Annotated in this window: 14 protein-coding genes and 1 tRNA gene; 1 reads left to right on the forward strand and 14 read right to left on the reverse strand. The window is 59.7% G+C overall.

Features of this window, described 5'->3' with window-relative positions; genetic code table 11:
- A tRNA-Leu gene (locus GZH91_RS04455) sits at positions 1-87 on the forward strand.
- A gap of 133 nt (positions 88-220) precedes the next feature.
- Here the strand turns inward: GZH91_RS04455 and GZH91_RS04460 are convergent.
- The 14 genes from GZH91_RS04460 to ispG all read right to left on the reverse strand — a co-directional run bounded on the left by GZH91_RS04460 (position 221) and on the right by ispG (position 15,593).
- Entirely contained in the window at positions 221-1,513 is a 1,293-nt protein-coding gene (locus GZH91_RS04460; protein WP_147071220.1) for an adenylosuccinate synthase, read from the reverse strand.
- 27 nt (positions 1,514-1,540) lie between these two features.
- On the reverse strand, positions 1,541-2,698 hold the full coding sequence (locus tag GZH91_RS04465) for an ATP phosphoribosyltransferase regulatory subunit (RefSeq protein ID WP_147071218.1): 1,158 nt from the start codon (positions 2,696-2,698) through the stop codon (positions 1,541-1,543).
- The gene (locus GZH91_RS04470; protein ID WP_147071216.1) at positions 2,691-2,888 is read right to left on the reverse strand and encodes a DUF2065 domain-containing protein; all 198 of its coding nucleotides are present in this window, start codon (positions 2,886-2,888) and stop codon (positions 2,691-2,693) included. The genes GZH91_RS04465 and GZH91_RS04470 overlap by 8 nt, the downstream gene beginning before the upstream one ends.
- A 3-nt stretch (positions 2,889-2,891) precedes the next feature.
- Positions 2,892-3,764 carry a protease modulator HflC gene (gene hflC / locus GZH91_RS04475; RefSeq protein WP_147071214.1) on the reverse strand — a complete coding sequence of 291 codons (873 nt, stop codon included), beginning with the start codon at positions 3,762-3,764 and terminating at the stop codon, positions 2,892-2,894.
- Entirely contained in the window at positions 3,761-4,936 is a 1,176-nt protein-coding gene (gene hflK, locus GZH91_RS04480; RefSeq protein WP_147071212.1) for an FtsH protease activity modulator HflK, read from the reverse strand. The genes hflC and hflK overlap by 4 nt, the downstream gene beginning before the upstream one ends.
- A 4-nt stretch (positions 4,937-4,940) precedes the next feature.
- On the reverse strand, positions 4,941-6,098 hold the full coding sequence (hflX, locus tag GZH91_RS04485; RefSeq protein ID WP_147071210.1) for a GTPase HflX: 1,158 nt from the start codon (positions 6,096-6,098) through the stop codon (positions 4,941-4,943).
- Positions 6,099-6,181: 83 nt separating this feature from the next.
- The gene (gene hfq / locus GZH91_RS04490) at positions 6,182-6,421 is read right to left on the reverse strand and encodes an RNA chaperone Hfq (protein WP_147071208.1); all 240 of its coding nucleotides are present in this window, start codon (positions 6,419-6,421) and stop codon (positions 6,182-6,184) included.
- Between the two features lie 90 nt (positions 6,422-6,511).
- Positions 6,512-8,341, reverse strand: a complete 1,830-nt coding sequence (locus GZH91_RS04495) for a putative bifunctional diguanylate cyclase/phosphodiesterase (RefSeq protein ID WP_147071206.1) — start codon at positions 8,339-8,341, stop codon at positions 6,512-6,514.
- Positions 8,342-8,447: 106 nt separating this feature from the next.
- The gene (locus GZH91_RS04500; protein ID WP_147071204.1) at positions 8,448-9,533 is read right to left on the reverse strand and encodes a galactose-1-phosphate uridylyltransferase; all 1,086 of its coding nucleotides are present in this window, start codon (positions 9,531-9,533) and stop codon (positions 8,448-8,450) included.
- Positions 9,534-9,713: 180 nt separating this feature from the next.
- Positions 9,714-11,126, reverse strand: a complete 1,413-nt coding sequence (gene der, locus GZH91_RS04505) for a ribosome biogenesis GTPase Der (protein WP_147071202.1) — start codon at positions 11,124-11,126, stop codon at positions 9,714-9,716.
- 49 nt (positions 11,127-11,175) lie between these two features.
- Positions 11,176-12,339 (reverse strand): outer membrane protein assembly factor BamB, encoded by a 1,164-nt coding sequence (gene bamB, locus GZH91_RS04510; RefSeq protein WP_147071199.1) that lies wholly within the window; start codon positions 12,337-12,339, stop codon positions 11,176-11,178.
- Positions 12,336-12,974 (reverse strand): YfgM family protein, encoded by a 639-nt coding sequence (locus GZH91_RS04515; protein WP_147071198.1) that lies wholly within the window; start codon positions 12,972-12,974, stop codon positions 12,336-12,338. The genes bamB and GZH91_RS04515 overlap by 4 nt, the downstream gene beginning before the upstream one ends.
- A 2-nt stretch (positions 12,975-12,976) precedes the next feature.
- The gene (gene hisS, locus GZH91_RS04520) at positions 12,977-14,242 is read right to left on the reverse strand and encodes a histidine--tRNA ligase (protein WP_147071196.1); all 1,266 of its coding nucleotides are present in this window, start codon (positions 14,240-14,242) and stop codon (positions 12,977-12,979) included.
- An 82-nt stretch (positions 14,243-14,324) separates the two neighbouring features.
- On the reverse strand, positions 14,325-15,593 hold the full coding sequence (ispG, locus tag GZH91_RS04525) for a flavodoxin-dependent (E)-4-hydroxy-3-methylbut-2-enyl-diphosphate synthase (RefSeq protein ID WP_147071194.1): 1,269 nt from the start codon (positions 15,591-15,593) through the stop codon (positions 14,325-14,327).

Below are 15,593 nucleotides of genomic sequence, written 5' to 3' on the forward strand. Positions count from 1 at the left end.
GCCCAGATGGCGGAATTGGTAGACGCACATGGTTCAGGTCCATGCGGTGGCAACACTGTGGAGGTTCGAGTCCTCTTCTGGGCACCAGATTAGCAGTACACCAAACACAAAAGGGCAGCGCCAGCTGCCCTTTTGTGTTTTCCTGTAGCGCCAGTCCGAATTCAGTCATTCGTATTGCCTTGAATGCCGTATCCGTATGGGACGAATACGGCGTTGTAGTTCAGTTAAACGGGTGACGCAGCACAATCGTCTCTTCGCGGTCGGGGCCGGTGGAGATAATGTCGATCGGTACTTCGCACAAGTCTTCCATGCGTTTGAGATAGGCGCGCGCATTTCCGGGTAGATCCTCGTAACGCTTGATACCCACGGTACTCTCCTTCCACGCAGGCATTTCCTCATATACCGGCTCGCACTTGGCCAGCGTTTCGGCGCCCACCGGCAGGATGTCGGAGAAGCCGCCGTCCAGATTGTAGCCTACACACACGCGTAGCGTTTCCATGCCGTCGAGTACGTCGAGCTTGGTCACGCACAGGCCGGATACGCCATTGATCTGGATCGAACGTTTTAATGCCGCAGCGTCAAACCAGCCGCAGCGCCGCGCGCGTCCGGTCGTGGAGCCGAATTCATGGCCGCGTTCGGCCAGGTATCTGCCATTGTCATCAAACAGCTCGGTGGGGAAAGGGCCGGAGCCGACACGCGTGGTGTAAGCCTTGGTGATGCCCAGCACGTAGTGCAGGGTATGCGGCCCAACGCCTGCACCGGTTGCCGCGCCGCCCGAGGTGCAGTTGCTGGAGGTGACGAAAGGATAAGTGCCGTGGTCGATGTCGAGCAGCGTGCCCTGCGCGCCCTCGAACAGCAGGTTGCTGCCGGCCCGGTTGGCCTCATACAGCAGACGCGGTACGTCGGCCACCATGGGCTTGATGCGCTCGGCCAGCCGCAGGGTTTCCTCCAGCGACTGGCTAAAATCAACCGGTTCGGCGTGAAAATAGTTTTTCAGTACGAAGTTGTGGTAATCCAGTACCTCGCCCAGCTTGGCAGCGAAGCGCTCGCGGTGGAATACGTCCTGCAGGCGAATGGCGCGGCGCGCCACTTTATCTTCGTAAGCGGGGCCGATGCCGCGTCCGGTGGTGCCGATCTTGCCCGCGCCTTTGGCGAGCTCGCGTGCCTGGTCGAGGGCAATGTGGTGCGACAGGATCAGCGGGCAGGCTTCGGAAATTTTCAGGCGTGACGCCACGTTGACGCCTGCTGCTTGCAGCATGTCCACTTCTTCCAGCAATGCCTGCGGCGATACCACCACACCGTTGCCGATAAAGCAGGTGACGTTGTCACGCAGGATGCCGGACGGGATCAGATGCAGCACGGTTTTTTTGCCGGCCACCACCAGCGTATGCCCGGCGTTGTGGCCACCCTGGAAGCGCACCACGCCCTGGGCGTGGTCGGTGAGCCAGTCCACGATCTTGCCCTTGCCTTCATCTCCCCACTGCGTGCCGATGACGACGACGTTCTTGGTCATGTTGTTATCCAAACGGTTTATCAAAAATTATTTTGCCAGAGGGACGACTTCCCATTCGCCCTTGTTGTCGAGCAATATGCGGTCGCAGTTGAGTTCACTGCGATCCGCTTCGTGGCCGGGCAGTTCGACGACTACAATTTCACCGCTGCTGCGCAGCTGCTGAATTTTCTCCGCCAGTCTGGCGTTTTTGAGGTAGGGTGCGAGGATGCCTTTTGTGCCTGGTGCGCGCCAGAACTGCGTGGCAATTTCGCGCAGGTCCAGGCTAAACCCGGTGGCGGGACGTGCGCGACCAAACGATTTTCCGACCTCGTCATAGCGCCCGCCCTGTGCCAGCACGCTGGTATGACTGCCGGCATAGGCGGAGAACACCACGCCGCTGTGGTAGTGGTAGCCGCGCAGTTCGGCCAGGTCAATGGTGATTCTGGCGCTGCCTTTGAGTTCATTTGCGATGGCGCGCAATTGTTCCAGTGCCTGGGTGATTTCCAGACTGCTGGGCAGAATGCGGAATGCTTCGTCGAGCACCTCCAGCCCCCCATAGAGCGTGGGCAGCGCGATAAATGCGGCGCGGGTTGCCTCGTCCATACCATGCGTCAAATCACGGATGGCCGGGGTATCTTTGGCCTGCAATGCCTGAAACAGGGCGGTTTCTTTTTCCGCCGGCACGTGCCCATAAGCCATCAGCCCGCTGAATACACCGACATGGCCAATATCCAGATAGAGGTCGCCGACGCCGGCCAGGGTCAATGCTTCCAGCATCAGGCGCTGGATTTCCACGTCCGCCTCGTAGCTGCTGTGACCGTAAAGCTCGGCACCTACTTGCAGCAGTTCACGCGAGCGATTCATGCCCTCGGGCAGGGTGTGCACAACCACACCGGCGTAGCACAGGCGCGTCACGCCCTGATGATTGAGCAGGTGTGCGTCGATTCGTGCCACCTGCGGGGTGATGTCGGCGCGTAAACCCATCATGCGCCCGGACAGCTGGTCCACCAGCTTGAAGGTGCGCGTGTCGAGGTCGCTGCCGGTACCCGTGAGCAGGGATTCCAGATACTCCAGCATGGGCGGGGTGACCAGCTGGTAGCCGTGGGTGCGGAACAGATTGAGGGTACTGAGGCGCAGGTATTCCAGGCGCCAGGCGACCGGCGGCAGCAGGTCTTCGATATATTCAGGTAATAGCCAGTTATGCATGGGAGTGAGATGCAAGCAGGATTATCAAACCGCCGAGCATAGACGCGAGCCCCACGAAGCGCAACTGGCCATCGTGCGGCACGATCATCTTGCGAAACGTCTCATGCCATAAATTGGGTGGCTGTAGCGGCAGCGCGCCTTCCAGCACCCGTTTCAGTGCGATTGCTGCCGGGAGCTTGCCACTGCTCATCGCCTATTTGCCCGCATTGGGTGATTTCATGTATTTAAAGAAGGCGTTGTTAGGCTCGAGTACCAGCACGTCACTCTTGCTCTTGAAGCTCTGGCGGTACGCATCCATGCTGCGATAGAAGGCGTAGAACTCGGGATTCTTCGAGTAGGCGGTGGCGTAGATGGTGCTGGCCCTGGCATCGCCCTCGCCCTTGATGGCCTGGGCGTCGCGGTAGGCGTTGGCGATGATCACCTGACGTTGGCGGTCGGCGTCGGCCTTGATTTTCTCGGCTTCTGCGGAGCCGGTGGAACGCAGTTCGTTGGCCACGCGTTTGCGTTCCGCTTCCATGCGCCGGTACACCGATTCACTGACTTCCTGCGGCAGATCCACGTGTTTGAGGCGCACATCCAGCACCTGCACGCCGATCTTGCGCGCATCCTGGTCGGCTTTCTGGCGCAGCGTGGCCATGATCTGATCACGTTCACCCGATACCACGTCATGCACGCTGCGTTTGCCGAACTCGGCGCGCAACCCATCGTTGATGGTCTGCTGCAGGCGCGTCTGGGCACGTGTTTCATCGCCACCGACGCTGACGTAATACTGTCTGATGTCAATAATGCGCCATTTGGCAAAGTAATCCACCAGCACGTTTTTCTTTTCCGAGGTGATGAAACGATCTGGCTCGGCCGGGTCAAGGGTAAGCACGCGGGTATCGAAATAACGCACGTTCTGCACCAGTGGCAGCTTGAAATACAGGCCAGGCTGTTTGTCCACGGCGACGACTTCACCTAGCTGGAATACCATCGCATTCTGGCGCTGATCCACGGTATACATGGTGAGGCTGGCCAGTATCAGGATAACCAGCACGGCTACGATCAGGATATTGAAATGTTTCATGGCCGATCCTCCCGATCACGGCTGCGGAAGGTATTGCGCGAGTGGCTGTCGTCCTGAGTGGTGGGTGCCGTGCCGGGCTTGGGTGTGGTATCCAGCATGACCGGCGCGGGGGAAGTGCCCTGACCGGACATGTGCATCAGCTTGTCGAGTGGCAGATAAAGCAGGTTATTGCCGCCTTTGCTGCTGTCTACCAGCACCTTGGTGGTATTCGACAATACCTGCTGCATCATGTCCTGATACATGCGCTCACGCGTTACCACCGGCGCCTTGCTGTATTCCACCAGTATCTGCTTGAAGCGGCTGGCATCGCCTTCGGCATTGGCAATCACCGACTGCTTGTAGCCAGCAGCCTCTTCAGCCAGGCGTGCGGCCATGCCGCGTGCTTTGGGAATGACATCATTGGCATAAGCCTGACCTTCGCTCTTCAGACGTTCGCGATCCTGCCCGGCTTTTACCGCGTCATCGAATGCGCCTTGCACTTCCTGGGGAGGCTGTGCATTCTGCATGGTGACCTTGCTGATACTGATGCCTGTCTTGTAACGATCGAGCGCATCCTGGATATGCCTGGTGGCGCGGGCAGCGACATCGGCGCGGCCTTCGTAGAGTACATAATCCATCTTGCTCTTGCCCACGATTTCGCTCATTACACTTTCGGCAACCTGGCGTACAGCATCATCCGGGGAGCGGTTGTTGAACAGGTAATCTTCCGGGTCTTTCAGGGTGTATTGCACGGCGAACTGGATGTCGATGATGTTTTCGTCATCGGTGAGCATCAGCGATTCTTTCAACATCTTGTTTTTGACGTTGTTGCGATAGCCGATTTCCACGGTACGCACCTGCTCGATATTCACTACCTGTACGCTCTCAATCGGCCACGGCAAATGCCAGTTGGGACCGGGCTGGGTGGTTTCGATAAATTTGCCGAAACGGAGTACCACGCCACGCTCGCCGGTATTCACAATGTAAAACCCGCTGGCCAGCCACACTGCGACGATGATCGCTGCCACAATGCCCAGACCGGCAGCCCCGAAGCCATTCGGGCCGGAATTGCCGCCGGGCGTTTTTCTGCCGCCAAACAAGCCCTTGAGCCTGGCGGTAAAGCGTCGCCAAAGCTCATCCAGATCCGGCGGTCCTTCGTTTTTTTTGCCCCATTGTGGGTCGTTCCAAGCCATGGTTTTAATCCAGTTCTGGATGATATTCGTTGTTGATGATGGCGGTGCTCAATTGCGGGGCTGCAGGCTCGCGGTGGCGCTGCGACATTTGCGTCAGCACATCACGCAACGCGGTAATGCCTGCGCCGGTTTTGGCGCTCACTCTGATGCGCGTAATGTTACCATACTCATCCTGCTCGACGCCGGGTTCTATCGTACCCAGGTCAATCTTGTTCATTACCAGAATTTGCGGTACGTGCAGCGCGCCGATTTCTGCCAGCACCTTGTTGACCTCGGCGATCTGCTTGTCGCGATTCGGGCTGCCGGCATCCACCACGTGCAGCAGCAGGTCGGCCTGGATGGTTTCTTCCAGGGTGGCGCGAAAACTCTCCACCAAAGTATGCGGTAGCCGGGTGATGAAACCGACTGTATCGGACAGCACGATTTCGCCTGCATTGGGCAGATACAGCTGGCGCGTGGTGGTATCAAGGGTGGCGAACAGCTGGTCGGCGGCATAACTGCCGGCGTGGGTAAGCGTGTTGAACAGCGTGGATTTGCCTGTATTGGTATAGCCCACCAGCGACACTGACATGACCCGGCCACGACTGCGCGCACGGCGCTGTATGGTGCGCTGGCGATGCTGCTTGGCCAACCGGTCCTTTAATAGCTTGACACGCTTGCCAATCAGGCGGCGGTCGGTTTCCAGCTGGGTTTCACCCGGGCCGCGCAGGCCGACGCCGCCTTTCTGGCGTTCCAGGTGAGTCCAGCCGCGTACCAGGCGCGTGGAAATGTGCCCGAGCTGGGCGAGCTCGATTTGCAGCTGAGCTTCAGCACTCTGCGCGCGGCGCGCAAAAATATCCAGAATCAGGCTGGTGCGGTCCACCACCCGGCACTCCAGCAGCTTTTCCAGGTTGCGCTCCTGGGCGGGGGACAGGGCATGGTTGAAAATCACCACACCGGCGTCGGTGGCGCGCACCATGGTGGCGATTTCATCCACTTTGCCACTGCCGGCGAATAGCGCGGCGTCAGGCCGGGCACGGCGCCCTTCGATCAGCCCTGCCACATCGAGCTGGGCACTTTCAGCCAGGCGCTGCAATTCTTCCACGCTGTCGGCGTAATCCGGCTCGCCAAAATCCAGGCTGGCCAGCACCACGCGCTCGCTACCGGCATGACGTTCAAACATGGAAACGCACCACAATAATTTTAATTTTGGCCAGACCGCAGGCTACCAGCGGATACGTCTGGTGGCGGTCAGGCCGGGAGGATTTATTCAGCGCCTTGTTCCGGACGAAGGTTGACCGCGCGTGCCGGCACCACGGTGGAAATGGCGTGTTTGTATACCATCTGTGTCACCGCGTTTTTGAGCAGTACAACGTATTGGTCAAACGACTCGATATGCCCCTGCAGCTTGATGCCATTCACCAGGTAGATGGAGACCGGCACGTGTTCCTTGCGCAGGGCGTTGAGGAAGGGGTCCTGCAGCAATTGACCCTTGGATACGCTCATTTTTATGTACTCCCAAGCTTATTGGATATCAGTTGATTATGCGGTGAAGCTGCGCATCGGGCAAATTATGGGAAATTGCTGATGTGCAGGTCAGACCGTCGATGTATCGAATTGCGGACGCCCGAAGTGGTAACCCTGCCCCCAGTTGACGCCCATTTCGCGCAGGAGTTCCGCCGTCTCGGCATCCTCAATGTTTTCTGCAATGGTGGTAATGCCCTGTTTGCGAGACAGGTCAACGATACTTTGTATCATGTCGCGAATTTTCAAGTTGTGACGTAAATTAGCCACCATCCAGCCTTCGATTTTGAGGAAACTGACGGGGAGCTTGGCCAGGTACAGAAACGAGGAATAGCCGCTGCCGAAATCGTCCAGCGCCAGACGAAAGCCGGAATCCAGCAGCGGCTGTATCTCGCGCGTCAGGAGCTCGAAGTTGGCGATGTACTGGCGCTCGGTAATTTCGAACACCAGGGGTTTGACCTCATCCCGTGCTGCCGCGCAGCTGCCACAAATCTGCTGAGTGTGTTCAAGCAGCTGTTTGACCAGATCGCCGCGCGCCAGGAATTGCGGTGACAAATTCACAAAGTGGGCGAATTCCGGCGTGGCGCCTGCATCCAGGCGCGCGGCACAGCGCATTATGGCCTGGCGGGTGACGCTCTGGTCCACCAGATGGATCAGGTGCAGCCCTTCTGCGGCTTCGATGAATTCAGCGGCAGGCGCCGCACGTCCGGTTTTGCCGATCAAGCGGGCCAGCGCTTCGTCTGCGACCGGCTCGCTGGTGGTGAGATCCACCATGATCTGATAGGCCGTGACGATGCGCTTGTCCTGCAAGGCGGATTGCAGTTCCCCGGCATGCCAAAGCAGTCCGCGCTGCGCCATCTGGTGCAAAACCACGCGGTCGCGCCCGCCATTCTTGGCTTCGTACAAGGCGCTGTCGGCCTCGGCCAGGATTCGTGTGAGATTCTTGTCGTCACCCTTGCATACGCTTACACCGGCGCTCAGGGTGAGATCCAGGCTACCATGCGGCGTTGCAACAGGGTGTTGCCCGTATGCCTGGCGCAGCCTGTCCATCACCGCAAACGCCTGTATGCCGTCCACATTATGCAGGTAGATGAAGAATTCTTCGCCACCCCAACGGGCAATCCAGTCGCCATCGCGCATCTGTCCAAGCAATATGGCGGCGGCCTGTTGCAGTACGGTATCGCCGGTTTCATGACCGTAGTGGTCATTCACCAGCTTGAACCGGTCCAGGTCGCAAATTGCAATAGCAAACGCTTCGCCGCTGCGCTGGGTGCGCGCGAATTCTTCAGCCAGCCGGGTTTCTGCAGCGCGACGGTTAGGCAAGCCGGTGAGCAGATCGGAGAGCGCCAGTGCCTTGAGTTCTTCGCGCTGCCGCTTCTGCAGCAAAAACTGCCCGAACCAGGCAGCAAGCAGTTCGACAAATGCGATATCGTCTTGTGAACATTCGGCCAGCAGCGGTGTGCGATGCATGAATGACAAGGTGCCGTAGAGCTGCTCGCCTACCCATATCGGTGTGCCCACATACACATGAAAGCCCGACTGGGTGAGCAATGCATGTGCGCGGTAGTGTCTATCCAGACTCAGGTTGGGGAGGCACAGGCTGTTCTGGGTGGTCGCCACTGCATGACAAATCGAGTCATGCAACGCGATCTGCCACGGCATATGGAACACTCCGGTGGCATCGAATAAATAACGCAGGGTGTAATGCTGGTCGACTTCACCCACCAGCGCGGTTTCCATGTTCATCGCCTGTGCTGCAGCCTCGAGCATGGCGTCGATTTTTTGTATCTCGTCCAGGGTGCGATCCGTGGCCAGTCGCCACAGTGCGCGCAGACGATCCTGCAGGCTCGTGTCGGTGTGGAATGGACCCGCATCGGATGTACCGGACAAGTTGTTTTTCATCAGGGTCTATTTGCCGGATGGCGCGCTGGTGTGGACAGGCACTCCAGAGGATCGGACACTTTGCTTCCCAGTCTAGTCAACATTGCCAAAAAGACCACACACGCCTTCACTCCGGCGCAATTTGCGCGTTGCGCAGACGTGCTGCGGCGGCTTCGGGGCTGATAGTATTGACGAATAGTCCGGAGCCCAGCTCGAAGCCGGTCGGGATCGAAGTGCGCGGGCAGATTTCCAGATGCCAGTGGTAGCTGGCGGCATGTTCGGCGGTATGCGCATCATGCGGCACGGCGTGCAGGAAGTAGTTATACTGGGCGCCGCCGATGACCGCATCGAGGCGCGCCATGGTGCGTTTGACCACGCTGGCGAGGTCGGCCAGATCGTCCGCGCTGATGGCCAGGAAATCCGCTTGATGCGCCAGCGGCAGGATATGCACTTCCCACTCGAAGCGGCTGGCAAACGGCTTGATGGCAATGAATTTTTCTCCGCGTTCCACCACGTATTGGCCAACGTCGATCTTGCGCCGGATTTCGCCCGAGTTGCGATCGTAAATGGTGGCTTCAAAGGTAAGCGCTTCGTCAATCAGCGCGCAGAAAATGCAGTGATGGTGCTTGCGGAAGTACTCGCGGCTGTTGTCCACCTCGGCCTGCACGTTCTCCGGCACCACCGGCATGGCAATCACCTGGCTGTGGGTGTGGGGAATAGAGGCACCTGCCGCGGGGCCGAAGTTCTTGAATACCAGCACATATTTGAGCCGGTCGTCGGAGGCGTAAATCTGTGCCATGCGATCCCGGTAGGTTCCAAACAGCAGGGCCAGGTGGGTGCTGCTCATGTCATGGAGGGCGGTGCCGTGTTCATAGTGGTCAATGATGACCTCGTGGCGGCCATAGCCGTCGATCGTCTGCTGCAGGCCAAAGCTGAAATTGGTCTGGGTGCGGTCGTCGCCCAGCACCGGGTAGAGGTTTTCCACGATGCGGATGTGCCAGTCACCGGTGGCCGGGTAGGTGAGAATTTCTGGCGGGGTCTTGTCTTCGTTACCCCGGCAGAACGGGCAGGTTTCCACGTGCTTGCGGGTGTCGCGGGGCGCCAGATCCTCGGCTTTTTTCGGGCGCATGCTGCGCGCTGTGGCGACCAGCACCGATTCGCCGGGTACGATAGGATTGATGCGGATTTCGCGGATTTCGTTGGGCTCGCTCATGTTGTCTCCTTAATTATTCTAAAAAACTTAATTCAAAACCACGGAACCACGGAGTTCACGGAGGAAGGCAATCCTGGGCTTTTATGGTCTTACCCAACAGGTGAATACCAGGCGGCCTGCAATCCGTTGTTTTTTACTCCGTGTTCTCCGTGAACTCCGTGGTTAAATACTTTTTCCGGGTCAGTCTTTTTTGCGCTGTTTGCCGTATAGCTTGCGTCCCACCATGCGCTTGCGGTGGGCCTGGCGTTTTTCGCTCTCGCTGAGCGGAGCGGGTTTTTTGTCGGCGAACGGGTTGGCACCCACGTTGAACTGCACCCGCAGGGGCGTGCCTTCCAGCTTGAACGCCTGGCGGAAGGTTTTTTCCAGATAGCGTTTATAGCTGGCACTGATTTTATCCAGCGCGCTGCCGTGCACCACGATCAGTGGCGGGTTCATGCCGCCCTGGTGGGCATAGCGCGGTTTGGGGCGGAACGGGCCGGACTTGGGCGGCTGGTGTGCAGTGACGGCATCCATCAGGATACGGGTGAGCTGGGGCGTGGGCAGCTTGGCCATGGCGGCAGCATAGGCTATGTCCACCGAGCCAATCAGACCGCCCACACCATTGCCCTTGAGCGCCGAGATGTAATGGAATTTGGCAAATTCGAGGAATTGCAGCTTGCGCGAAATTTCGCGTTTGACGGTGTCGCGTTTGTAGTCGTCGAGGTCATCCCATTTGTTCACCGCCACCACCAGCGCACGCCCGGTCTCCAGTATGAACCCGGCCATGTGCGCGTCCTGCTCGGAAATGTCGGTTTGCGCATCCAGCACCAGCACCACCACGTTGGCGTCTTCGATGGCCTGCAGGGTCTTGACCACGGAGAATTTCTCGATAGCCTCGAAAATCTTGCCGCGGCGGCGTACTCCGGCAGTATCGATCAGGGTGTATTTCTTGCCGGCGCGTTCAAAATCGATGTGGATGCTGTCGCGCGTGGTGCCGGGCTGGTCGAAGGCGATGACCCGCTCTTCGCCGAGGAGCGTATTGACCAGGGTGGATTTGCCCACGTTGGGGCGGCCGACGATGGCGATTTTCGGGTGTTTGTCGGACTCGTCCTCAGTGGCATCGGGAAAGTCCTCCAGCGCCAGTTCCACCAGTTCCTGCACCCCTTCGCCGTGGCTGGCGGAGATGGCCAGCGGGTCGCCCAGCGCCAGTTCATGGAATTCGGCGGTCACCACTTCACGGCGCATGCCTTCGGCTTTGTTCACTACCAGATACACCGGACGCCCGCTCTGGCGCAGGCGGTCGGCGATGATTTTGTCCTGTGCGGTGCAGCCGGTGCGGACGTCCACCATGAACAGGATGACATCGGCCTCGTCCACGGCCTGCAGGGTCTGGCGTGCCATTTCGTGCATGATGCCGTCTTTGACCACCGGCTCGAAGCCGCCGGTATCCACCACCAGGTAGGGCTTGTCGCCCACTTTGCCGTGGCCGTAATGGCGGTCACGGGTGAGGCCTGGGATGTCTGCAACGATGGCGTCACGGGTCCTGGTCAGGCGGTTGAACAGGGTGGATTTGCCCACATTGGGACGGCCGACCAGTACGAGAGTAGGTTTCATGGTGTATTCACTGCCGTGCATCCGGCGGCGATTGGTTCCGGTTTATTGGCTACAAAGCAAGCGCGTAGACGCTGCCATTGGCGGTTTGCACCACGACACCGCCGCTGCGCGGTTGCGGACGGCTGATAATGGCGGAGCCGTCGGTGGCGCTGCGTCCGGCAAAACTGCCGTCATCCAGCGCCAGCAGGTGCACATAACCCTGCCCATCGCCTACCGCCAGATAATTGCCGACCCGGCGCGGCGCGGTAGTGTGACGGGCGCGCAGTTTGTCCTGTGTCCACAGGTTCACGCCACGGGTTTTTTCCAGTGCAACGACTTCACCTTTGTCATTGGTTACATAGAGATTGCGGTCATCCATGGTGAGACCGGCCACGCTGGAGAGGTCGCGCGCCCAGTCGAGATTGCCGGTGCGCAGGTCAAAGCATGCCACGCGCCCCTGGTAGGCCGCGGCGCACACCTGTTTGTCATCAGCGACCGGACTGCTGGTGACATCGGCAATCCGCTCGATTTCGGATGCGCCCCTGGGAATCGCCACGCTGGCCTCCCAGCCGACGACTCCCGTATCCAGTGCCAGCGCCACCAACTTGCCACCGGCATAACCGGCGAATACGCCGCCCCGGGTAATCAGCACACCGGGCTGACTGCGCAGCGACAGTGCGGGCAATGCGCGCTCGTACATCCATTTGCGCTTGCCGTCCCTGGCGTCCAGCGCATAAATGTGGCCGTCAGCGGTGCGCGCCACGACGGTGCCCTCGGCAACTTGCGGTACGCCCAGCACCTCGCTGGATAGTTGCACCTGCCAGCGCGGCTTGCCATTGCCATCGAAAGCCAGCAATTGGCCTTTGGGTGTGCCCACCAGTTCCAGGTCGGCGCCTATGCCGACCCCGGCAGACAGTTTACCGCCGGTTGCAATGCGCCACAGCGTGGCACCGTTGGCGGCATCAAGCTTGGCCAGTTGACCATCGTATCCGGCCACGTAAATCGCATCGGCACTCAAGCCTGGTGCAAAAGCATAGTTGTGTGCCGCCCCTATCTTGGCTTGCCAGCCGGTCTTGAGATTGACTGCAGGCTTGAACGCTACCAGCGGTGTAGGTCTTTCGGCAGTGGAGCTGCTGCCGAACCAGTTCATCGGGTTCATGCTGGAGCAGCCGGCAAGCGCGGCGACGAGTGCGAATACGCCGATGCGCGGCAACATGTTCATGGGCTTGTTCATTTGGGTTCCCCGCCGAGGGCGTCGAGTTTGACTTCAATATATTTGCGGAACGGGCTTTGCGCGTCGATTTTTTCTAGTGCGATCTTGTAGCTGGCACGCGCATCGGCAAGCTTGTTCTGCTGTACCAGCGCATCGCCCTTGAGATCATTGAAGCGCACGGCGAAGGCTTCATTGTAGTGGGCATCGAGCAATTTAAGCGCCCCTGCCGGGTTTTTCTGTTCCAGCAACAGGGCGGCCAGACGCAGTAGCGCCAGCTGTTTAATGCCGTCTTCGCGGGTGTGGTCGATGGCCCACTGTAATTGCGCCTGCGCGCTTTTCATATCCCCGGCCCGGGCGTTGCTGCTGGCGGCAATCATCGCCGCGCGCGGGGCATAGGGTGTGCCGGGGTATTTGTCGATAATGGCTGCGGCATCATCCTTGACGGCTTTGGGCTGGTTCGCCTGCAAGGCAAGTTGCAGTGCGCCGTACATCACGGCGGCCTGGGCAGATTTTTCGCGCTGTTGATGCTTCCACCACTGGCTGCCCGCCGCCGCGATGATCAGTATGGCCAGGGCGCCCGTCACCCAGGTGCCGTAGCGTTTCCACCAGTCTTTGAGTGCGTCGAGTTTTTCCTGTTCTTCCAGATCGAAAGTCATGTTCAGTTCCTTGATTGCAAGAGGTATGTTGCCTCAACGATGCTGCAGCGCGCCTGTTCGGCTGCTTCACGTAATGATTTCAGGGTGATTTCTCCGGCAGCGGCTTCGTCGTCGCCGATAATCAGCGCATAGCGAGCGGCGCTGGCATCGGCCTTTTTCATCTGTGCTTTGAAGCTGCCGCCGCCGCAGTGTAACACCACGTTCAAACCGGCCTGGCGCAAGGCATTGGCGACCTGCCAGGCAAACGCCGTAGCAGCCTCGCCCTGGTGCACGATGTAGGCATCCGTCGGGGTAGCGGGCACAACTGCCCCGGATCCTTCCAGCAGTGCCAGCAGGCGCTCCACGCCCATGGCGTAACCGCAGGCGGGAGCGGATTTTCCGCCGATCTGTTCGATCAGGCTGTCGTAGCGGCCGCCGGCGCACACCGTGCCCTGGGCACCGAGCTTGTCGGTTACCCATTCGAACACGGTGTAGTTGTAGTAATCCAGTCCGCGCACCAGGCGCGGGTTGATGCGGTATTCGATGCCATTGCTGCGCAACAGGCCTTGTACGTCCTCGAAGTGCCTGATGGCGTCCGTGTCGAGGTCGTCCATCAGGCGCGGCGCGGACTCTACCAGCGCCTGCATGGCCGGGTTCTTGGTATCGAGAATACGCAACGGATTGCTGTGCAGACGGCGTTTGGCGTCCGCGTCGAGCTGATCCTGATGCGCCTCGAAATGGGCGATCAGGCGGCCACGATGACGGGCACGGCAGGCGGCATTGCCGAGCGTGTTCAGCTCCAGCGTAATGTCGGTGAGGCCGAGACGCCGCCACAGGTCAGCGGTCATCACGATGTGCTCGGCATCCATGTCCGGACCGGCAAAGCCCAGTGCCTCGACGCCGACCTGGTGAAACTGCCGGTAGCGGCCTTTTTGCGGGCGCTCGTGGCGGAACATGGGGCCGGCGTACCATAGCCGCTGCGGTGTGTTGTACAGCAGGTTATGCTCGATCACGGCGCGCACGCAGGCGGCAGTGCCTTCCGGACGCAGCGCGAGATGTTCGCCGTTCAAGATGTCCTCAAACGCGTACATCTCTTTTTCGACAATGTCGGTGACTTCACCGATGGCGCGTTTGAACAGTGCGCTCTGCTCGACGATGGGCGTGCGAATCTCGCGATAGCCGTAAGCGGCGAGCCAGTCGCGCACCACCGCTTCGAAGTGTTGCCAGCGCGGGCTGTGCTCGGGCAGGATGTCGTTCATCCCGCGTATGGCCTGGATAGTGTTACTCATTTTTCAATCGTTTCTTTTGCCAGCGAGGGCACAGAGGGCCCAGAGAAAGGCATTCCCCCTGTGCGCTCAGTGGCAAATGGTTTTAGGCAACCGCAATCGGTATGGTTTTGGGCTTGCTGACCATCTGTCCATCAGCATAGCGGCTGTGCACGTAGTCTTCGACAATCTGCTGAAACTCCTCGGCGATGCGCTCGCCTTTCAGCGTCACGGTTTTTTGGCCGTCCACATACACCGGGGCGACCGGTACTTCGCCGCTACCGGGCAAGGAAATGCCGATGTTGGCGTGTTTGGATTCGCCCGGGCCGTTCACCACGCAGCCCATCACTGCCACACGCATGTCCTCTACGCCGGGATAGTGGTTGCGCCATACCGGCATCTGCTCGCGCAGGTAGCGCTGGATGTCTTGCGCCAGATGCTGGAACACGGTGCTGGTGGTACGCCCGCAGCCGGGGCAGGCCACCACCATCGGGGTGAACGAACGCAAACCCATGGTTTGCAGGATTTCCTGAGCGACCACGACTTCCTGGGTGCGGTCGCCGCCGGGTTGCGGTGTCAGGGAAATGCGCAGGGTGTCGCCGATGCCTTCCTGGAGCAGCACCGACAGTGCCGCGGTGGAGGCGACAATGCCCTTGGAGCCCATGCCCGCCTCGGTCAGGCCCAGGTGCAGCGGGTAATCGCTGCGTGTGGACAGTTCGCGGTAGGTGCTGATCAGATCCTGCACGCCGGAAAGTTTGCAGGACAGGATGATGCGATCGCCGGGCAGGCCGAGTTCCTCGGCCTTGCGTGCCGAATCCAGCGCCGAGGTGATCAGCGCCTCGCGCATCACCCATTCCGCTGCGCGCGGTTCGGCCAGCCGCGCATTGTCGTCCATCATGCGCGCCAGCAGCGCCTGGTCCAGGCTGCCCCAGTTCACCCCGATGCGCACCGGTTTGTTATAGCGGCAGGCGGTTTCGATCATGGCAGCGAACTGTTCGTCGCGCCTGCTGCCTTTACCCACATTGCCCGGGTTGATACGGTATTTGGCCAACGCCTCGGCGCAGGCGGACACGCTGGCAAGCAGCTTGTGGCCGTTGAAATGGAAGTCGCCGATCAGCGGCACGTCGCAGCCGCGCTGGTCCAGCAGGTCGCGGATGCGTGGCACCGCCTCGGCAGCCTCCTGGGTATTCACGGTGATGCGCACCAGTTCCGAACCGGCGCGCCACAGCGCGTAGACCTGCTCAGCGGTAGCAGCGCTGTCAGCGGTGTCGGTGTTGGTCATCGACTGCACCACAATCGGCGCATCGCCGCCGACAGCGACATTGCCAATCCATACCGTGCGTGTGGGGTGACGCGAGATGTGAAAATCAAACAT

The sequence above is a fragment of the Sulfuriferula plumbiphila genome (assembly GCF_009938015.1).
GTDB lineage: Bacteria > Pseudomonadota > Gammaproteobacteria > Burkholderiales > Sulfuriferulaceae > Sulfuriferula > Sulfuriferula plumbiphila.